The organism is uncultured Thiodictyon sp. (assembly GCF_903946935.1).
Taxonomy (GTDB): domain Bacteria; phylum Pseudomonadota; class Gammaproteobacteria; order Chromatiales; family Chromatiaceae; genus Thiodictyon.
Genome location: NZ_CAJAXH010000240.1, coordinates 1 through 20,739 on the forward strand (window position 1 = coordinate 1; position 20,739 = coordinate 20,739).

The window sequence follows — 20,739 nt, forward strand, 5'->3', positions numbered from 1 at the left end:
CAAACTCGTTCATGGTAGCGACCGGTGTCCAAAGATCCGACGCCCATGATCGCAGGAAGACCTCGGCTTTTCAACTGAGTGGCCGCCGCTATACATAGATCGCCGGAGCTAACATGAGTAACTTCTTAGTGAACCGTTCCTTAGCTTCCAAATCTCTCGATGGCCATAGGGCGGAACGCGTAGCGGTTCCTCCGTTTCCGTGCCTGCCTGGCGGATAACAGCGCTTGATCCTGATGTAACCGAACGATTACGATAGGCCAATGTTCAGGATCAAACTTCCGGTGTCCCGGTCGCAATGACGGCGCGACCCCTCGCCAGAACGACGACCAAGGCCTCCTCTGGGCTTTTGCTTTATATGGTTTTGGCGATCTATGAAAAAAATACTCGTTCAATTTTTCGTTGTGGTCGGTCTCGTTGGTTGTGCCTTCGGCCCAACGACGGCGGACCTGAGGCTCAAGGTGCTTGGCAAGTCAAAAAGCGCTCTGGTCAATTGTATGGGGACGCCAAACAATTCTTATGTTAGCGGAAATATGGAATATATGATTTATAGCCACAGCGAGACCAAACGCAATCAGCTTTACAAGTGTGATGCAAGTTTTGCTTTGACTGGCGATCATGTCACCCAATTGGATATGGTTGGCGGTGAAGAAGGTGGCAACGAGGTGACATCCGATTTCTGCAAGAACCTGATCATGAGATGCTTTAAGTAAATGCGCCGCCCGACGGTCGCCATTTTTCTCCCCTCCCTGGCTGGCGGCGGGGCGGAGCGCATGATGTTGAACCTGGCGCTGGGCCTGATCGGTGCGGGGGTTGCGGTCGACCTGGTGGTCGGTAGCGCCGCCGGCGCCTATCTGGACCTGGTGCCGGCCGGGTGCCGGCTGGTTGACCTGGGCGCGAACCGGGTGATGGCGGCCCTGCCGGGCCTCACCCGCTATCTGCGCCGACGGCGGCCGGAGGTGCTGCTCGCCGCCATGGACCACGCCAATCTGGTGGCACTCTGGGCGCGGACCCTGGCGCGCGCACCGACCCGCGTCTATGTCAGCGTGCGCAGCAACCTGTCACAGGAGGCCGCGCACACCCACTTGCTCGCCGGGCGTTGGTTACCGCGCCTGGCGCGCGCCTTCTATCCGCGGGCGCAGGGGGTGATCGCCGTCTCCCAGGGGGTCGCCGACGACCTCGATCGCCTGCTCGGTGCGGGGCGCGCGCGGGTCCTGGTCATCGCCAATCCGGTGGTGACACCGGACCTGGGTGACCTGGCCGCCGCGCCGCCGGACCACGCCTGGCTGCTGGATACCGAGGCGCTGCCGGTCATCCTGGCCGCCGGACGGCTGTCCGCGCAAAAGGACTTTCCGACCCTGATCCGCGCCTTCGCCATGCTGGAGCCCGAGCGCGGGCTGCGTCTACTGATCCTGGGCGAGGGGCCGGAGCGGGCGGCACTGGAGGACCTGGTGCGGTCGCTGGGACTCATCGACCGGGTCGCCCTCCCGGGTTTCACGGCCAACCCCTTCGCCGCGATGGCCCGCGCCCGGCTGTTCGTACTCTCCTCCGCCTGGGAGGGGCTGCCCGGGGTGCTGATCCAGGCCATGGCCTGCGGGACCCCGGTGGTCAGCACCGATTGTCCGAGCGGCCCGCGCGAGGTCCTGGCCGACGGGCGCTACGGCCCGCTGGTCCCGGTGGGCGACGTGCCGGCACTCGCCGCTGCCATCCGCCAGACCCTGGACCATCCACCCGCCGCGGCCGCGCTCCAGGCCCGCGCAGCGGACTATGCACTCGCGCCGGTCACCCAGCACTATCTGGAGGTCCTGGGCCTGGGGCGCGCCAAAGTGGCGGCGGTCGGCCCATGAGGATCGCCCATGTCATCACCGGGCTGGAGATGGGTGGGGCCGAGCAGATGCTCTATAAGCTGCTCGCGACCCTCGACCGCGCGGCCTTTGAACCCCTGGTGATCTCGCTGATCGAGCCCGGCCCCATGCGGGCACCCATCGCCGCCTTGGGCGTGCGCATCGAGACGCTGGGGATGCGGCGCGGGCTCCCCTCCCCGGGGGCCTTGCTGCGGCTGGTGGGCCTGTTGCGCGCCTTCAGGCCCGACCTGATCCAGACCTGGATGTACCATGCGGACCTGCTCGGGGCGCTCGCCAGACCCCTGGTTGGCACCCGCCCTGGGTTGATTTGGAACATCCGGCAGAGCGACCTGGACCCACGCCACACCCGCCTCGGCCCGCGGTTGGTCGCGCGCCTCAATGGGCTCGTCTCCTATCTCGCCCCGGACCGGATTATCTGCTGCTCGCAACGCGCCGCCGCGGTCCATCGCGCCCTGGGCTATCGGGCGCGGTTATTCGAGGTCATCCCCAACGGCTTCGACCTGGAGCGCTTTCATCCGGATGATGCGGCGCGGGCGCAACTGCGCGCCGAACTGGGGGTCCCGGCGGCGGCCCCGCTGCTGGGCCTGGCCGGGCGCTTCGACCCACAAAAGGACCTGCCGACCTTTCTCCAAGCGGCGGCACTGGTGCGCGCGGCCCGACCGGAGTCGCGCTTCCTGCTGTCCGGACCGGGCATGGAGCGGGCCAACCCGCAGTTGGCGGGCTGGATGGCCGACGCCGGCCTGGCGGGCGCGATCGACCTGCTTGGGCCCCGCACGGATATGCCGCGGGTCTTCGCCGCCCTGGACCTCCTGGTGTTGTCCTCGGCCTATGGCGAGGGCTTTCCCAACGTCGTCGGCGAGGCCATGGCCTGTGGTGTACCCTGTGCGGTCACTGACGTGGGCGACTCGGGCCTGATCGTGGGCGAGACCGGGGCCATCGTCGCACCGCGCGACCCGACGGCCCTGGCTGCGGCCATCCTGCGGCTGCTGGCCGAAGACCCGCCGGGGCGCGCCCGCCGCGGTGTGGCCGCCCGCGAGCGGATCGCCGCCCACTATTCGCTGGCGCGCATCGTCGCGCGCTATGCCGACCTCTACCAATCCATGCAGCGGGGAACTCACTGATGTGCGGCTTCTGCGGGGTGCTCGAACCCGGTGCGGCGGCGCAGCCCGAACTGCGCCAGGCCGTCGAGCGAATGAATCGGACCCTGGTCCACCGTGGGCCGGACGACGCTGGCGTGTGGCTGGACGCGGCGGCTGGGATCGCCCTGGGACACCGCCGACTCTCCATCCTCGACCTCTCGCCACTCGGGCACCAGCCCATGGTCTCGGCCTGCGGGCGCTTCGTGCTGGCCTTCAATGGCGAGATCTACAACCACCTGGAGCTGCGGCGCCGGCTCGGGGATGGGTTCGACTGGCGCGGCCATTCGGACACCGAGGTGCTGCTGGCCTGGCTCAGTTTGCGCGGGGTCGCGGCGACGCTCCCCGAGCTCAACGGCATGTTCGCCTTCGCGCTCTGGGACCGGGAGGAGCGCCAACTCACCCTGGCCCGCGATCGTCTGGGCGAAAAGCCGCTCTACTATGGTTGGCACCGCGGGCGTTTGTTGTTCGGCTCCGAGCTGAAGGCACTCAGCGCCCACCCCGGTTGGCAGGGTGAACTCAACCGCGACGCGGTCGCCGCCTATCTGCGCCTGAGTTATGTCCCGGCGCCCTATTCCATCTACCAGGGCATCCACAAGCTCGCCCCCGGGACCTTCGCCACGCTGCGACCCGGGCAACAGTCACCCGACATCGCGGTGTACTGGAGCGCTCGGACGGCGGCGCAAGCGGGGCTGGCCGCGCCCTTCCAGGGCTCGGAGGACGAGTCAGTGGAGGCCCTAGAGCGGTTGCTCATGGACGCGGTGGGCCTGCGGATGCACGCCGACGTGCCCTTGGGGGCCTTCCTGTCCGGCGGCATCGACTCCACCGCGGTGGTCGCACTGATGCAGGCCCAGTCCACCCGGCCGGTACGCACCTTCACCATCGGCTTCCATGAGGCGGGATTCAACGAGGCCGAGGACGCCCGGCGTATCGCCCGGCACCTGGGGACCGACCACACCGAGCTCTATGTCACCGCCCAGGACGGCCTGGCCACCATCCCCGATCTGGCCCGGCGCTGGGACGAACCCTTCGCCGATTCATCGCAGATCCCGACCCTGCTGGTGAGTCAGATGGCCCGGCAGGCGGTCACGGTGTGCCTCTCCGGGGACGGCGGGGACGAGCTGTTCGGCGGTTACTCCAGGTATCTGTGGACGCGCGACACCTGGCGGCAGATCGGCTGGCTGCCGCTCGGCCTGCGCCGCGCCTTGGCCGGGGCGGTCACCCGCGTCGGCACCGGCACCTGGGACCGTCTGCTGACCCCGCTGGCCCGCTTCCTGCCCGGCCCGCTGGCCATCGCCAACCCCGGCGACCGGCTGCACAAGGCGGTCGATGTATTCACCGGCGACTCGCCGGAGGCCCTGTATCTGCGCATGGTTTCGCACTGGAAGGACCCAGCCGCGCTGGTGATCGGCGCCACTGAGCCCGCCACCGTCCTCACCGATCCCGCGCGGCGCGCCCGCACGGGCTCCATCGCCGAGTCGATGATGTACATGGATAGCGTGCTCTACCTGCCGGACGACATCCTGGTGAAGCTCGACCGGGCCAGCATGGGGGTCAGCCTGGAGTCGCGCGTGCCCCTGCTGGATCACCGGGTCTATGAGTTCGCCTGGTCGCTGCCGCTCAAGTGGAAGGTGCGCGGGCGTGTGGGCAAGCGACCGCTGCGGCGCATCGTGGATCGCTATGTCCCGCCGGCACTCATGGACCGACCCAAGATGGGCTTTGGGGTGCCCCTGGAGCACTGGTTGCGGGGGCCCTTGCGCGACTGGGCGGAGGGTGCGCTGTCGACCCAACGCCTGACGCGCGACGGCATCCTGCACCCGGCGCCCATTCGCGCCAAGTGGGCGGAGCACTTGGCGGGCCGCCGCAACTGGTCGTACTACCTGTGGGATGTGCTGATGTTTCAGTCCTGGCTGGACGCGACCCGCAGCGACGCGGGTACGCCGCCATGAGTACACCAAGGTCACCGCGGGTCGCCTTTTTCGTCACCGTCGATTGGTACTTCTGTCACCACTATCTGGCGCTCGCCCAGGCGGTGCGCGCGGCCGGCTACCAGGTCACGGTCATCACCGACGTGGCCGAGCACGGCGAGGTCATTCGCGCCGCCGGGCTCGACCTGATCCCGCTCACGGTCTCGCGCAAGGGCATGAATCCGTGGCGGGAGCTGCGCAGCATCCTGCGACTGATCGGCATCCTGCGCACACTGCGGCCAGCGCTGCTGCACAACCTCGCGCAGAAGCCGGTGCTCTACGGCACCCTGGCGGCCCGGCTGACGGGCGTGCCGGCGGTGGTCAATGGGGTCGCCGGCATGGGCTATCTGTTCACCTCGCAGGCGGCGCGGGCGCGGCTAGTCCGTGCCCTGGTGGGGCGGGCCTATTGCGCCCTGCTGGCCGCCCCGCAGGTGCGGGTGCTGGTGCAAAACCCGGACGACCAGGCGCAGGTCCGGCGCCTCACCGGGGTCGCGCCGGTCCTGATTCCCGGTTCCGGGGTGGATATGGCGCGCTTCGTCCCGCAGGCGCCGCCGCCGGGACCCAGGGTGGTGGTGCTCGCCTCACGCATGTTGTGGGACAAGGGGATCGGGGAGTTCGTCGGGGCCGCGCGTCTGCTCAAGGCGCAAGACCCGACGGCGCGCTTCGTCCTGGTCGGCAAGCCGGACCCGGGCAACCCGGTCTCGGTGAGCGAGGAGCAACTGCTGGCCTGGCAGCAGGAGGGGTGCATCGAGTGGTGGGGCTATCGCGCCGACATCCCCGCCGTGCTGGCGGCGGCCCACATCGCCTGTCTGCCGTCCTATTATCGCGAGGGCCTGCCCAAGTTTCTGATCGAGGCCGCCGCTGCCGGGCTGCCGCTGGTTACCACCGATGCCACCGGTTGTCGCGAGGCGGTGGAGCCGGGGCGCAACGGCCTGTTGGTGCCGCCCCGGGACGTGGCCGCACTGGCACAGGCACTCGCCCGGTTGATCGCCGACGGCGAACTCAGGCGCCGCTTCGGGGCGCGCTCGCGGGAGATTGCGCAGGAGCGCTTCGATGCGACCCGTATCCATGCGGCGACGCTGGCGGTGTATCGCGAACTGCGCGAGCGGCGGTGATCCGCATCGGGAGCTCCACCGGCCCAATAGCCTGTGAAGAGTAATTGTTCGCAAATGAACGCAAAAAACGCAAATAAGATTAGAGTGTTGGCCTCAGTCTCGTCATCGCCCGCGAGGTGAGCTGGCGGCCTGCCCCAGATTCCTGATTATTCGCGTTCATTTGCGTTCATTTGCGGACGAACGGCTCTTTATTAGGATGATGATACCCCTTGGCTGGTGGTCGCAAGACGTTGCGGTACTCAGGCCTTTTTGAGGAACACCCGGCGGGTGATAAAGGTCCGGTTCAGCCAGCAGACCAGCGGTAGCCGACGGACGATTCGACCCAGCAGGCGCGCGCGCGGACGCTCGCAGGTGTCCAGGAATTCCTGGTCGAACCATTTCCACTGATAGCCTAAACTCTGCCAGACGACCTGATAACACGAGTTGCTGACATAGTTGAGCCCGCCGACGAAATAGCAGGTATTGCGGTCGGCCGTCTCATCCGCCGACAGGCCCTTCTGAAAGTCGTTGCGTATACCAAGCCAAGCCCACAACTTATACCACCAGCGATGGCCGAACACCCCGCCGAAGGGCACCCCGATATGGTTTTCCAATAGACAATAGCGGGCGGGAAAGATATGCAGGGCCACCCCGCCCGGGCGCATGACCCGGTGTAATTCGCGCAGCATGCCGACCTGGTCCTGCACATGCTCTAACACCTGGTCGCTGATGATCAGGTCAAAGCTCCGGTCGGCAAATGGCAGTTGCCCGCTGTCGGTGATGAGGAAGCGCGCCCGGTCGGCCGGGTCACGCAACTCAAGGTAATCCTTTACATCATACCCGCAGGCATTGGAAAACCCGTGGTCGAGCAAGTCGTAGACGCAGCGCCCGGCACCGCAGCCGAAATCCAGCACCCGGCAATCCGGCGACAGCTCAAAGCCCAGTCTGGCGAGGATCGCAATTCGGTGTTCTACATTCATTGGCGCCCTTCAGTCATTCGCGGCGCCTAGTGTCCGGTGGCCGCGATGACGGCGGAGGCGATCAGGTCCTGGTCCGACTCACGCAGATCGGCGTGCATCGGCAGGCTGATGACACTGGCGGCGAGCCGGGCCGCGACCGGGGTGCATTCCGGACAGCCTATGTCCTCATAGGCCGGCTGGTTATTGAGCGGGATCGGGTAGTGGACCGCGCTCGGGACACCCCGTGACTGGAGCGTTTCCACCAGGGCATCGCGCCCGGAAACCTGCAAGGTGTATTGGGCAAAGACACAGGTCCGGTCGGCGCGGATCACCGGGGTCTTGATCCGCGCGGCACCCGCGAACAGGTCCGAATAGCGTTGAGCGATCGCCATGCGCCGCTCGACCTCCCATTCAAAGCGGGGCCATTTTGCCAACAGCACTGCGCATTGCAATGTGTCCATGCGCCCACCCACGCCGATGCGGGTATGGACATAGCGCCGCTCCTGGCCATGCACACGCAACTCACGCATGATCTCGGCCAGGTCGTCCCGATTGGTGAAAATCGCACCGCCGTCGCCGTAACAGCCCAGCGGTTTGGACGGGAAGAAGCTGGTGCAGCCGATGGTCGAGAGGTTGCAACTGCGCCGACCACGATAGCTCGCCCCGAAGCTCTGGCAGGCATCCTCGATCACCCGCAGCTGATAGGCGTGGGCGATGGCATTGATCTCATCCATGTCGGCCGGCTGACCATAGAGCGAGACCGGCATGATCGCCTTGGTGCGGGGGGTAATCGCGCCCTCGATCTTGCTGGCGTCGATGTTGCAGGTCTCCGGTTCCACATCCACGAAGACCGGCCGCGCGCCTACCAGACAGATCACCTCGGCGGTCGCCACGAAGGTAAAGGGGGTGGTGATCACCTCGTCCCCGGGGCCGACCCCCAGGGCCATCAGGCTGATCAACAGGGCCTCGGTCCCGGAGGCGACGGTGATGCAATGGGCGGCACCCGTATAGGACTGGAGCGCCTGCTCCAGTTCATCCATCTCGGGCCCTAAAATATAGCGGCCATGGTGCAGGACACGGTGGACGCGCTCCTCCAACTCTGGTCGAATGAATGATTGTTGGCTGGGCAGATCGATGAAGTCGACCCGCTGGGCGCTGGGCGGCAGCGCCAGATACTGCGCCGGGCTGACCGCCTGGTCCGGGCAGGCGGCGAGGAAGGCCGCATCGCCCGTCAGGACCTTGATCGTCCCGGGGGTGAAGCGCCCGAGCGCGTGCAGCAGGCGTTCCCGCGCGGGGTCGGCGGAATCAAAGCTGGCACAATCCCCGGCCAGCGCGGCGAGCCATTGCTTACCCTGGGTGAAGGTCTGGAGACGCTGGCGCGCGAGCCGCGGCAGGTCCGCCCCGGCCAGGGCCGCCGCACCTTCATCTGCCGCCTCCTGCAGGGCGCGATGCACCCCGTCCTCGTAGGCCTGGGCGGCGCCGGCGTAGAGCCAGGGGGTTGCATGCAGTTGCGCACAGCGGCTTAACGCGGCCAGTGAATCGGCATCTGGCGCGGCCTCCGGGACGCAGCCCGCGACGACGCAATCGGTATCGAGCAAAAGGTCCATGATCGGGATGGGTCCTCGCGGTGGGGGTGGGCGGTGGCCCGCGGACGGTGGAGCGGTCAGACCGGCGCAACGGCCGACACTGGGTGAATGATAACGCATCCGTCGTGGCTGCCGGTTTGCGCGGCGTCCCGACCCCCATCGCATGGCAGTCGCCCTTCGCCGACGACCGGATCTTTGGATCTTGTCCGCGCTGTTGCGCTAACCTAGCGACCGACTGTCGGTTACCCCATCCATCGGAGCGAATACCCCAAGATGAAGCTCGGCGTTATAATCCTGGCCGCTGGCATGGGCAAGCGGATGCGTTCGGACCTGCCCAAGGTGCTGCACCCACTGGCCGGACGGCCAATGCTGGAGCACGTCGTGGCGGCTGCCACCCGTCTCGGTGCGGCGCGGATCGTGGTGGTCTATGGCCACGGGGGCGAGCAGGTCCGGTCCGCCCTGGCCGATTCTGACTGTGCCTGGGTGGAGCAGGCGCAGCAACTCGGCACCGGGCACGCGGTGTTGCAGGCGATGCCCCAGGTCCAGGAGATGGACCGCGTGCTGGTACTGTATGGCGATGTCCCGTTGGTGGACCCGGACACCCTGGGCCGCCTGATCGCGGCGAGCCAAGCGTGCCCGCTCGGCATCCTCACCGCACTGATGGACGACCCTACCGGTTACGGGCGCATCATCCGCGACGCCTCCGGACGCATCCTGCGCAGCGTCGAGCAGAAGGATGGGACGGCGGAGGAATTAGCGGTGCGGGAGGTCAACACCGGCTTTCTGGTGGCGGATCGTGCCCGGCTGGACGGCTGGCTCAAGGGGCTCACTAACGCCAACGCTCAAGGGGAGTATTATTTGACTGACGTGATCGGCATGGCCGTGGCGGCGGGTGAGCGGGTGGCGAGCGTTCATCCGCTGACGCTGGAGGAGGTCGAGGGCGTCAATGACCGGGTCCAGCTCGCGGCGCTGGAGCGTTTCCACCAGCGCCGGCTCGCGGATGACCTGATGCGCAACGGTGCCACCCTGGCCGACCCGTCCCGCCTCGATATCCGCGGGCGCCTCACCACCGGACGGGATGTCGCAATCGACATCAACCTGGTGTGCGAGGGGGACGTCGCTCTGGGCGACGGGGTGCGCATTGGCCCCAACTGCCTGATCCGCGATAGCATCGTCGGGGACGGGGTGCAGATTTTTGCCAACTGTGTGATCGAAGGGGCGCAGATCGGCGCCGGGGCGCGCATCGGCCCCTTCGCGCGCCTGCGCCCGGAGGCGCAACTCGCCCCCGACACCCACATCGGCAACTTCGTGGAGATCAAGAAGGCCACCGTGGGCGAGGGCAGCAAGGTCAATCACCTGACCTATATCGGCGACGCGGATATCGGTGCCGGGGTCAATGTCGGCGCCGGGACCATTACCTGTAACTATGACGGGGCCAACAAGTTCCGCACGGTGATCGGTGACGGGGCCTTTATCGGCTCCAACGCGGCCCTGGTCGCCCCGGTGACCATCGGCGCCGGCGCCACCATCGGCGCCGGGTCGGTGATCGGCAGTGAGGCCCCGGCCGGCGAGCTGACCGTCGCCCGCGCCCGCCAGACCACGATCCCGGGCTGGCAGCGCCCAACTAAACAACCCAAGCCGGGTTCAGCGGAGTAAACACCATGTGCGGCATCGTCGGCGCCATCGCCCAACGCCCGGTCGCGGCCATCCTGCTGGAGGGGTTGCGGCGACTCGAATATCGCGGCTACGACTCCGCCGGGATCGCCGTCCTGGAGTCGGTCGGCCAGCTCCAGCGGGCGCGTTCTCTAGGTAAGGTCGCGCGCCTGGCCGCGGAGGTCTCCGCCCATCCGCTCGCCGGGACGCTGGGGATCGCCCATACCCGTTGGGCCACTCACGGCGAGCCCGCGGTGCGCAACGCCCACCCGCAGGTGTGCCGCGACCGCTGTGCCCTGGTCCACAACGGCATCATCGAGAACCACGAGGAACTGCGCCGGGAGCAGCGCGCCGCCGGCCACCGCTTCACCTCCGAGACCGACACCGAGGTGGTTGTCCACGCCGTCTACGACGCGTTGATCGCCGGCCATCCATTGATCGAGGCGGTGCGCCGCGCGACCGCGCGGCTGACGGGTGCCTACGCCTTGGCGGTGATCGACGTTCAGGACCCGGACCACCTGGTGGTGGCCCGCCAGGGCAGCCCGCTGGTGATCGGCGTGGGCTTCGGCGAGCACTTTGTCGCCTCGGACGTCTTCGCCCTGCTGCCGGTCACCCACCGCTTCTTGTTCCTCGAAGAGGGCGATATTGCGGAGATCACCCGCGAGTCCGTCCAGATTTGGGATCGCCAGGGGGCGTTGGTCGTGCGCCCCGTCAAGGAGTCCTCGGTGGCTGCCGACTCCGCCGAGCGCGGGGAGTATCGGCACTTCATGCTGAAAGAGATCTTCGAGCAGCCCCGTGCCATCGCCGACACCCTGGAGGGTCGGTTGGTGGGCGCTCGGGTCGTCCCGGAGGCCTTCGGCACTGCCGCGGCGGAGCTCTTCCCGACCATCAAGGCCGTGACCATCGTGGCCTGCGGGACCAGTTACCACGCGGGGCTCGTCGCCCGCTATTGGCTGGAGTCGCTCGCTGGCTTGCCCTGCAACGTGGAGGTGGCGAGCGAGTACCGCTACCGCCGCCATGTGGTGCCGGAGTCGGCGCTGTTCGTCACCATCTCCCAGTCCGGTGAGACGGCGGACACCCTGGCGGCCCTGCGCATCGCCAAGGAATCCGGTTACGCCACGACGCTGGCCATTTGCAACGTCCCGGAAAGTTCGCTGGTGCGTGAATCCGACCTGCTGCTGCTCACCCGTGCCGGACCGGAGATCGGCGTGGCCTCGACCAAGGCCTTCACCACGCAGCTGATGGCGCTGCTGTTACTGACTGTCACCCTGGGGCGCTACCAGCGGCTGGATGAGGCGCAGGAGGCGCGCTTGGTCACCTTGATGCGATCGGTCCCGGCCAAGATGGAGCAGGTGCTGGCCCTGGACGGGCTGATCGCGCGGCTGGCCGAGCAGTTCGTCGACAAGCAGCACACCCTGTTTCTGGGGCGCGGCGAGCTCTATCCCATCGCCATGGAGGGGGCGCTCAAGCTCAAGGAGATCTCTTATATCCACGCGGAGGCCTATCCGGCGGGTGAGCTCAAACACGGCCCGCTGGCCCTGATCGACGAGGACATGCCGGTGGTCGCGCTCGCGGCCAACAACGCCTTGCTGGAGAAGCTGAAATCCAATCTGGAGGAGGTCCGCGCCCGCGGCGGTCAACTCTATGTCTTCGCCGATTTCCAGGTCCCCTTGTCGGACGCGGCCGGGGTCACGGTCATCCGCCTGCCCGAGACCGACGAGCTGATCGATGCGCTGATCTTCACCATCCCCATGCAACTGTTGGCTTACCATGTGGCGGTGCTGAAGGGCACGGACGTGGATCAGCCGCGCAATCTGGCTAAGTCGGTGACTGTCGAGTGAGCGCCGGATACCGTGAAAGCCGCGCTTGGAGCGCGCTCCAATTCTTCCTCCCCTTGTGGGGGAAGGCCGGGGAGAGGGAACGGGCAAGGCGCCCGCCACTTTCATCGTTCGGGGTGCCGCGGGCGCCATGGCCGTTACCAAAATGAGGCGAGTCCTGGTGACCGGTGCCTCCGGCTTCATTGGCGGTGAGGTCTGCCGCGCCCTGAGCGAGCGCGGTTGGCAGGTGCGCATGGCCCTGCGGGCGCAACGCCCCGCTCTGCCCGATCATGAGCGGGTCCTGGTGGGCGCGATCGGTCCGCAGACCGACTGGACCCAGGCCTTGGCCGGCGTGACCGCCGTGGTCCACCTGGCGGCCCGGGTGCATGTGATGCGCGAGGTCGCCGCCGACCCCGACGCGGCTTTTACATTGGTCAACACCCAGGGGACCGAGTGCCTGGTGCGGCAAGCGGCGCGGGCGGGCGTGCGGCGGTTCGTCTATGTCAGCAGTATCAAGGTCAACGGCGAGGCCACCACCGGGCGACCCTTCACCGAGTCGGACCCCCCGGACCCGTGTGACCCCTACGCCCGGTCCAAGGCCGCCGCCGAACAGGTGATCGCTCGGGTTGCCCGGGGCGCGGCCCTGGAGTACGTCATCGTCCGCCCGCCTCTGGTCTATGGCCCCGGCGTGGCTGGCAACCTGGGGCTCCTGCTGCGCGCGCTGCGTCTGGGATTGCCACTGCCCTTGGGGGCCATCGACAATCGGCGCAGCCTGGTGGGCGTGTGGAATCTGGCCGACTTGCTGGCGCTGTGTGCCGAGCATCCGGCGGCGGCGGGGGAGACCTTCCTCGCCGCGGACCAGTCGGACCTGTCGACTCCCCAGCTGCTGCGGCTGCTGGCCGCCGGGCTTGGCCGGCCGGCGCGGCTCTGGCCGGTGCCGCCGCGCCTCCTGGGGTGGCTCGGCGCCGCCGCGGGTCGCCGCGCCGCGGTTGAGCGCCTGTGCGGCTCGCTCCAGGTCAGCGCCGACAAGGCGCGGCACCTGCTCGACTGGGCGCCCCCGGTGCCGCCAGCGGAGGGCCTGCGGCGCACCGCCCGGGCCGTCAGCGTGTCGACGTAGCCGCAAATGGATCTGCGGAACTGCGAACCGGTTTGCATTCTGCGCCGGGCGTTGCTTTATACTGTGCCTCAGGATGTCTGTAACGTCTCTAATAACGAAGAAGATTGACAGTGTCGGCGACATTGGGCCCGGGTCCGTCGTCGACTGCTGGTCGCTAAGCTAGGTTGTCTCTGTGCCGCCGGGTGCGGAGTGATTCTGCCTATCGAGACCCAGTCCATGACTGATCAATACGCTTCGAGCGTGCTACCGCTGGTGGTTCGCGATCCAAACCCCGCCGGGACCGTCCCGGCGGATGTGGCACAGTTGCTCGTGTACTGCCGCGACCGGCTTGTTCACGGGTTGGTCGCCACCTTTGTCGAGCACCTCGGCACCGCCAACGACGACCTGCTCGGCATGGCCGACCGCGCGACCAGTGTGGAGGAACAGCAACGCTATTTCGCCGCAATGGATGTGCTGACCAACCGCGGCCTGCCCCTGATGGCGAAGTTCCGCAGCGGCTATGTCGAGCAGTTCGACGCCAACGTGGTCGTCTGGTTGCAGGGCGGCGGTGACGACATGGCGGTCGACCGGGCCGCTGAGTACGCCGCCGCCGATGAGGTCGGGCGCGAGCTGGCGGGGCTGGTTGAGCGCCATTGCGCCGAACAACTGACCACGCTGGATTGCCATCTCGTCGCCCGGTTAGGGGTGACGCCCGTCAGCCTGGACAATCATCCGCTGTACCCCCGCGCCTTGTTCTCGGCCATGTTCCGGGCCTGCACTGCGTTGGACGCCGGGGCGCCCTTGGCCCTGACGATCCTGCAGGCGTTCGAGCGCCAGACCGCGGTCGAATTCCCAGCCATCTATGATGCCATCAACCAATATTTGGTTGACCCGGACACCGTCTCGCCCCCCACGATTGAGCTGCCCGAAACGGCCCGGCTGGGCGAGCCTGGGGAGCACGTCCTGGGCCTACCCCCGAGTGGCATCCGGGGCCCCAGCGCGGCTGATCGGCTCGCCGGTCTGCCTGCGGCTGCCGGTCTTGAGGATGTCGTCTTCGAGCAACTCGCCGGCGCCATTGCGGCGGCGGCGAACGCCCCGGCCCGGCGCCGGGCGTCCGGCATCGGGTTGGCCCCCGCCTCATCGCTTGGGTTGGGCCAACTGATCGCCGCCCTGACCAATCTGCAACGGGGCCGCGCCGACCCGCGCTACCTGTCGGGGTTGGGGGAGGTCGTGATCGATCCACGCCAGAGCAATGCGCTGCAGCAACTGCGCACCACCCCGATGGTCGCTTGTTTGAGCTCGGTCGATGCCCTGACCATTGATATCGTGGCAACGCTCTTCGAGGCGATTTTCAACGACCAGGACCTGTCGACAGCCCTGCGTGCCGAGGTCGCGAGACTCCAACTGCCGATTCTCAAGGTTGCCTTGATGGACAAGGCCTTTTTCTCCAATAGGAAACATCCGGCACGGCGGTTACTTGATCTGATTGCCAGTGCCGGCGTCGGCCGTAACGAGGTCGATGCGCCTCACCTGATGATGCGGATCGACGAGATCGTCACCGCGGTGGCGGCAGGCTTCGAGACCGATATTGGGATCTTTTCCGCCCAGGTCCGCCGACTGGAGGGCTTCCTGGCGGACGAGGATGCGCGCGCCCAGGTGCGCACGACGTCCGTGGTGGGCGAACTGGCCCAGCGGGAGCGGCAGGATCTTGCCATGACCCGGGTGGCCACGGAGATCAATGTACGGATCGCGCGCCCGGGTTTGCCGGCCCTGGTCGCGGAGTTCCTTGACCACCGCTGGCGGTTGTTGCTGGTGAAGACCTACGTCCGTCACGGTGATGAGGGCGCGCCTTGGAGCGAGGCCCTGGCGACCATGGATGACCTGCTGTGGAGCGTGGTGCCGAAGCGGGGGGCGGATGAGCGCAATCGCCTGCTCACCGCGCTGCCCGACCTGCTCAGGCGCTTGCGGGTGCCGTTGGAGTCGGTCGGTCAGCAGGACGCCTGGGACGCCTTTTTCAGTGAACTGATCAAGCTGCACATGGCGGCCTTGCACAAGGCCGGGGCCAGCCCCACGTGGGAGCCCGCGCCGTCCACGCCCGCCGCTGGTGAGCACCAGGGGCTCGCCGCCAGCGAACTGGTCAGTGCCCCGAATTCCATCGAATACCATGTAACGCAGCCGCGCAGCGCGCCGGATCAGTCGTATCTTAGTGGGGATCGGCATCTGCGGCTCGCCCAATCCTTAGGCGTCGGCACCTGGGTGGAGTTCGAGAGCTTCCGGGGTACGCGCAAGACCCTGCGTATCAACTGGACCAGCCAGTTGCGCTCGGTCTATCTGTTTACCAATCGCCAGGGGGAGGGCGCCCTGACACTGGCTCCCGAGAGTCTCGCGGAGCATCTGCGCAAGGGCACTGCCCGGGTATTAAGCCAGGCGCCCCTGACCGACCGTGCGGTGGCGAACCTGCTGCGTGGCGCGGCCCCGGCGGCTGCCCCGGCCGCGATGAATTAGCGCCGCCGGCCGCTACGCACCGCAACACGGCAGGGCGTCAACGGTGCGTTCTGCCCCAGCGTGTCCGCGCCTGGCCGTCTTGATCGCGGCCCTTCCAATCATCCCGCGTCTCCAGGACAATGGCACCGACCCTCGCGGTCGGTGGCGGGCGCGCGTCGCTGGCAGCCTCCGGCACGGCCGCCGCTGCGATCCACTCCAGGAACGCGGTGGGTTGCCTGCGCGGCCCCGGTCGATTTCATTATTTGTCAATGACTTGAGGTATGTGCATGAAAAGGGCTCTGATCACAGGCGTCACGGGACAGGATGGGGCCTATTTGGCGGAGTTCTTGCTCGCCAAGGGGTACTGCGTGCATGGCATCAAGCGGCGTGCCTCGCTGTTTAATACCGACCGTATCGACCACCTCTATCAGGACCCTCATGTCAGTGACCGTCGCTTCATCCTTCACCACGGCGACCTGACGGATTCCACCAGCCTGATCCGGATCATTCAGCAGGTGCAGCCGGACGAGGTCTACAATCTCGCCGCCCAAAGCCATGTCGCGGTATCATTCGAGGAGCCGGAATATACGGCCAACTCCGATGCGCTTGGGGCCTTGCGCATCCTCGAGGCGATCCGTATCCTTGGACTCGAGAAGAAGACCCGCTTTTATCAGGCCAGTACCTCGGAATTGTATGGCCTGGTACAAGAGACCCCGCAGCGCGAGACCACGCCCTTCTACCCGCGCAGCCCCTATGCCGTGGCCAAGCTCTATGCCTATTGGATCACGGTCAACTATCGTGAGGCCTATGGTATCTACGCCTGCAACGGGATCCTTTTCAATCACGAGAGCCCGGTGCGCGGCGAGACCTTTGTCACGCGCAAGATCACCCGCGCCCTGGCCCGCATCAAGCTGGGCCTGCAGGACTGTGTCTATCTTGGCAATCTCAGCGCCAAGCGCGATTGGGGTCATGCCAGGGACTATGTCCAGATGCAGTGGCTGATGTTGCAGCAGGAGCAACCCGAGGACTATGTGATTGCCACCGGCGTGCAATATAGTGTGCGCGAATTCGTGGCGGCCGCCGCCAAGGAGATGGGGATCACCGTGCGCTGGGAGGGCGCGGGGGTGGATGAAAAGGGCTATGACGCGGGCGGGCGCTGTATCATTGCCGTCGATCCACGCTATTTCCGCCCCACCGAGGTGGAGACGCTGCTCGGTGATGCCACCAAGGCGCGGGAGAAGCTGGGCTGGGTGCCCGAGACCAGTTTTGACGCCTTAGTGGCCGAGATGGTGCAGGCGGACCTGCGGCAGGCGGAGCGCGATGAATTGGTCAAGCGCCATGGTTACAGTGCCTTCGACCACCACGAGTGAGCCCGACGATGGATATGCATCAGAAGATCTATGTGGCCGGGCACCGCGGCATGGTCGGTGCAGCCATCTGCCGGGCGCTGGGCCGGCGCGACGGCCATCGCCTGATCACCAAGAGCCGTGCCGAATTGGACCTGACCGATCAGGCGCAGGTGCGCGCGTTCTTTCAGGCCGAGCGGCCGGATCAGGTCTATCTGGCGGCCGCCAAGGTCGGCGGCATCCATGCCAATGACACCTATCCGGCGGAATTCATCTATGACAACCTGCTGATCGAGGCCAACGTCATTCACCAGGCCTTCAGTGCCGGCGTGCGACGTCTGCTGTTTCTCGGTTCCAGTTGCATCTACCCGCGGCTGGCTTCGCAGCCGATGTCGGAGGAGGCGTTACTCACCGGGTTATTGGAGTCGACCAATGAGCCCTATGCCATCGCCAAGATTGCCGGGATCAAGCTCTGCGAGTCCTATAACCGGCAGTATGGCACCGATTATCGCAGCGTTATGCCGACCAATCTCTACGGTCCCGGGGACAACTATCACCCGGAGAACAGCCATGTGCTGCCGGCGCTGCTGCGCCGTACACATGAGGCGAAGGTCAACGCCAGCCCGGAGTTGGTGATTTGGGGCACCGGCACGCCGCGGCGCGAGTTCCTCTATGTCGATGATATGGCCGCCGCCAGCGTACATGTCATGGAACTGGACCACGCCACTTATGCCGCTTACACCAAGCCCATGTCATCGCACATCAACGTCGGTTGTGGCGAGGATCTCAGCATCGGCGAGTTGGCGGCCCTGGTCTGTGAGACCGTCGGCTATACCGGGCGCATCGTCTATGACACCAGCAAGCCCGACGGCACCCCGCGCAAACTCATGAACAGCGAGCGACTGCGTGGGCTGGGCTGGCGGCCGCGGGTGTCCTTGAAAGAAGGGCTGGCCCTGGCCTATCAGGACTTCATCGCGAACTATTAGCCCAAATGAAGGAATGGCTCACGCCAAGGCGCCAAGCTCGCCAAGAAACACAATCGGGTAAAGCCACTATCCAGATCACCTTCCGGGTGAAACTGGCGCAATACTGATAACGCGCTGAAACGCCTTGGCGCCTTGGCGTGAGAACTGCACTTTCTTGCGTTAGCCCTTGCTAGGCTCACAGGGTCCTCAGCGTCCGCGCCGCTTCCGCCAGACCCTCTAGTCCAGCCCGTTCGCACTTGATCCCTGCCAACGCCACGGCGCTGGTCAGGGCGTCCAATGGTTCCAGTCCGCGCAGCAGACCATCGATCATTCCCGCGTTGAGTGTGTCCCCGGCCCCCAGGGTGTCCACCACCCGCTCGGGCGGGCGCGCCGGCACCCGCCGGGGACTGCCGCCGCGCTCCAGCAACCAGGCGCCCGCGGCGCCCCAGCCAAGCACCAGGGCCCGGGCGTCGGTGCGTTGGCTCATGGCCGCGAGCCAGGCGCCTGGGTCGGCAGCGATTTGCGATCCGCCGTCGGCCAGGGCGAAGGCGCGGGCGATCAGCAACAGGTCGGGGCCGTGGAATAGGGCCTCGATTCCGGGGCGGGGCTTTTCGAGCTCCACTGAGATGGGCAGCCGCGGCGACTCACGGCGGCAGCGCCCCAGCATGCGGCAGGTCTCGCCCGGGTTGCGACCCTCGCAATGCACCCAGTCGAATGACTCCAACGGGATGCGGGCGAAGGCGGCAGCGGTGAGTTCCGGCAAGTCGCGGTAGTGGACGATGGTGCGACTGCCGGTGGCCTGGCTCAGGGTGATGTACGAGGTGGGGGTAGTGCCGCCCGGGCAGTGAACGGCATGGGTGCAGTCGATGCCGTGGGCGCTCAAGTCGGCCCGGATGAAGTCGGCGCCGTCGTCCTCGGCCAAGGTGCCGGCCCAGGCGCAGGGGTGGCCGAGGTCGGCGAGTATGCTCAGTGTGTTGGCGCAGTTACCGCCCCGCGCCCGCCGCTGTCCGCTGGCGCGGACCTCCGCATCCTCGGGGGGATAGCTGTCCACCGCATTGATCAGGTCCAGGGTGGCGACGCCGACACCGAGGATACGGCATGCGCTTTGCTGCCCGTTCAAGGCTCGCGTGCCACCCGGAATCCGAGATTGTTCAAGCGGGTGTAGGGCACGAACCGCGCCCGTGTCTTGTTCTTGAGCGAGGGTGCCGGCTTGTTGAAGGCGCCGCCGCGGGCGACGCGCTCGGTGCAGTTCTGGGCGGTCCGCGCGCTGCCATCGCTCGGAGCGCCGTCGTAGCCTGGCGCATAGCAGTCCGCCACCCACTCCAGTGCGTTGCCGGCGGTGTCGTAGAGCCCGAAGGCATTGGGTGCGAAGCTCCCGACCGGGGCGGTGGAGCGATTGTCCCACCGGCTGCCGCAGTCGAAACAGTTGGCGCGCCCGCGCTCAATCACAAAACCCCAGGGATAGATCCCGGGGGTATTGGCCTGGGCGGCGTACTCCCATTCGGCCTCGCTCGGGAGGCGGTAACGCTTGCCGGTCTGGCGGGTCAGCCAGTCCGTGTAGGCTTGGGCATCGATCCAGGACACCCCGACCACCGGGCGCTCGCCCCGCCCCCAGCCGAAGTCATCGGGTAGGCGTTGGCCGGTGGCGCGCGCGAAGTGGTCGTATTCTTGGAAGGTAACCTCATAGGCGCCGATCAGGAAGGGGGGCAACTGGACCTCGTGCTCCGGTCCGTTGTCGCCGCCGCCGAGGTTGTTCCGACCCATCTGGAAGCTGCCGCCATTGAGTTCGACGATGGTCGGTCCAAAGCTGCCATCGCGCAGCCGGTCATTGAGGTTTGCTGGTTGCTCGGTGGGGGCGGGCGCCGGCGGCAGCGGCATGACTGGGGCCTGGGCTGGTGGGGGAACCTCGCTCAACGGTTGCTTGGTCGGCGCGATCTGCGCCGTGGGCGGGGTCAACGACGGCTCCCAGCGGTCTTGCTTCTGCGTGATCCGACCCCAGGACACCACCACGACGAGAACGATCAGCCCCAGGCCGGCGATCAGGCCGGCGGAGACAGCGATCGCCTTGGGTGGCGGTCTGGCCGGGGTGCTGCTTTGCACGGGTGGGGGCGGTCGCTCCTTGCGGGGCTCTCGCGGGTCGTGCAGCGCAGCGGCATCCATCGACTGCTCCTGGATCTCAGCGAGCTGGCCTTTGAGCCGATTGATCTCATTGCGCGCTGCCGTGAGCGCGTTATCCCGGCGCTGCGCCTCCTGTTTGAGATTGTCGACCTCCTGGTGCCGGTCCTCCAGGTCGTCTTCCAGCCGGCGGCATTCCTGGGTAATCTGGTCGAGGGTCTTTTCCTTGGCCCCCAACGAATGTCTCAGGATGGCAAGGTCTTGCTGCAGTGCCTGCCGCTCGGTGGCGGAGGGCACATCGCGAACAGCGGCAAGCTCGCGTTCCGCGAGCTTGCGACTCAGCCGGGCGATCTCGCGCTCGGCTTGCAAACGCATCTGTTCGAGCGTGGCGCGCAGCTCGTCGGCGTTTTCGGCGCTGTTTCTGGGGTCCTTGAGGATCAGTGGGGCGGCCATCGGTGTATCCGGATCAGCGATCGCGTCGCGTTGGTTGCCGCTTAACGGCCGTTTCTTCGGTCAAAATGACAGTGCGGGGACTGGCCTGAGGGCCGCCACCCGCCGTATCGAATGGTCGCGACTGCGTCGCGCCGGCAGGACCGCCTGGGCAGAAAGTCGAAGGTCGCCTGCTTGCTGCTGCGCGGGGGGCCGAGCCGCCGTGTTGC

Annotated in this window: 15 protein-coding genes; 11 read left to right on the plus strand and 4 right to left on the minus strand. The window is 66.8% G+C overall.

Annotation, left to right across the window (positions count from 1 at the left end; translation table 11 throughout):
• Positions 1–371 precede the first annotated feature (371 nt).
• The 5 genes from QZX93_RS21040 to QZX93_RS21060 are packed head-to-tail and all read left to right on the plus strand — an operon-like array spanning position 372 to position 6,080.
• A complete protein-coding gene (locus tag QZX93_RS21040; protein WP_295387950.1) occupies positions 372–710 on the plus strand; it encodes a hypothetical protein in 339 nt (112 codons plus the stop codon).
• Positions 711–1,844 (plus strand): glycosyltransferase, encoded by a 1,134-nt coding sequence (locus QZX93_RS21045; protein WP_295387952.1) that lies wholly within the window; start codon positions 711–713, stop codon positions 1,842–1,844.
• Positions 1,841–2,983 carry a glycosyltransferase gene (locus QZX93_RS21050; protein WP_295387954.1) on the plus strand — a complete coding sequence of 381 codons (1,143 nt, stop codon included), beginning with the start codon at positions 1,841–1,843 and terminating at the stop codon, positions 2,981–2,983. The genes QZX93_RS21045 and QZX93_RS21050 overlap by 4 nt, the downstream gene beginning before the upstream one ends.
• On the plus strand, positions 2,983–4,947 hold the full coding sequence (gene asnB / locus QZX93_RS21055) for an asparagine synthase (glutamine-hydrolyzing) (RefSeq protein WP_295387956.1): 1,965 nt from the start codon (positions 2,983–2,985) through the stop codon (positions 4,945–4,947). The genes QZX93_RS21050 and asnB overlap by 1 nt, the downstream gene beginning before the upstream one ends.
• Positions 4,944–6,080, plus strand: coding sequence for a glycosyltransferase family 4 protein (locus tag QZX93_RS21060; RefSeq protein WP_295387963.1), 1,137 nt, complete (start codon positions 4,944–4,946; stop codon positions 6,078–6,080). The genes asnB and QZX93_RS21060 overlap by 4 nt, the downstream gene beginning before the upstream one ends.
• Before the next feature lie 239 nt (positions 6,081–6,319).
• Here the strand turns inward: QZX93_RS21060 and QZX93_RS21065 are convergent, their stop codons facing one another.
• Together QZX93_RS21065 and QZX93_RS21070 are read right to left on the minus strand one after the other, a co-directional pair.
• Positions 6,320–7,039 carry a class I SAM-dependent methyltransferase gene (locus QZX93_RS21065; protein ID WP_295387966.1) on the minus strand — a complete coding sequence of 240 codons (720 nt, stop codon included), beginning with the start codon at positions 7,037–7,039 and terminating at the stop codon, positions 6,320–6,322.
• A 26-nt stretch (positions 7,040–7,065) separates the two neighbouring features.
• On the minus strand, positions 7,066–8,625 hold the full coding sequence (locus tag QZX93_RS21070; protein ID WP_295387968.1) for a DegT/DnrJ/EryC1/StrS family aminotransferase: 1,560 nt from the start codon (positions 8,623–8,625) through the stop codon (positions 7,066–7,068).
• Positions 8,626–8,877: 252 nt separating this feature from the next.
• On the opposite strand from QZX93_RS21070, the gene glmU reads away from it, so the two are divergent.
• From glmU to QZX93_RS21100, 6 genes are all read left to right on the plus strand, one after another.
• The gene (glmU, locus tag QZX93_RS21075) at positions 8,878–10,260 is read left to right on the plus strand and encodes a bifunctional UDP-N-acetylglucosamine diphosphorylase/glucosamine-1-phosphate N-acetyltransferase GlmU (RefSeq protein WP_295387970.1); all 1,383 of its coding nucleotides are present in this window, start codon (positions 8,878–8,880) and stop codon (positions 10,258–10,260) included.
• A gap of 5 nt (positions 10,261–10,265) precedes the next feature.
• Complete coding sequence (gene glmS, locus QZX93_RS21080; RefSeq protein ID WP_295387972.1) at positions 10,266–12,098, plus strand: glutamine--fructose-6-phosphate transaminase (isomerizing); 1,833 nt, start codon at positions 10,266–10,268, stop codon at positions 12,096–12,098.
• A gap of 127 nt (positions 12,099–12,225) precedes the next feature.
• Positions 12,226–13,191, plus strand: a complete 966-nt coding sequence (locus tag QZX93_RS21085; RefSeq protein WP_295387974.1) for an NAD-dependent epimerase/dehydratase family protein — start codon at positions 12,226–12,228, stop codon at positions 13,189–13,191.
• A gap of 216 nt (positions 13,192–13,407) precedes the next feature.
• Complete coding sequence (locus tag QZX93_RS21090) at positions 13,408–15,675, plus strand: DUF1631 domain-containing protein (protein ID WP_295387976.1); 2,268 nt, start codon at positions 13,408–13,410, stop codon at positions 15,673–15,675.
• A gap of 266 nt (positions 15,676–15,941) precedes the next feature.
• Positions 15,942–17,024, plus strand: coding sequence for a GDP-mannose 4,6-dehydratase (gene gmd / locus QZX93_RS21095; RefSeq protein WP_295387978.1), 1,083 nt, complete (start codon positions 15,942–15,944; stop codon positions 17,022–17,024).
• Between the two features lie 8 nt (positions 17,025–17,032).
• A complete protein-coding gene (locus tag QZX93_RS21100) occupies positions 17,033–17,986 on the plus strand; it encodes a GDP-L-fucose synthase (RefSeq protein WP_295387980.1) in 954 nt (317 codons plus the stop codon).
• Positions 17,987–18,161: 175 nt separating this feature from the next.
• Here QZX93_RS21100 and QZX93_RS21105 read toward each other — a convergent pair whose 3' ends face one another.
• On the minus strand, positions 18,162–19,085 hold the full coding sequence (locus tag QZX93_RS21105; RefSeq protein WP_295387982.1) for a PfkB family carbohydrate kinase: 924 nt from the start codon (positions 19,083–19,085) through the stop codon (positions 18,162–18,164).
• Positions 19,082–20,533 (minus strand): SUMF1/EgtB/PvdO family nonheme iron enzyme, encoded by a 1,452-nt coding sequence (locus tag QZX93_RS21110; protein ID WP_295387984.1) that lies wholly within the window; start codon positions 20,531–20,533, stop codon positions 19,082–19,084. Before QZX93_RS21110 ends, QZX93_RS21105 begins: the two co-directional genes overlap by 4 nt.
• Positions 20,534–20,739 lie beyond the last annotated feature (206 nt).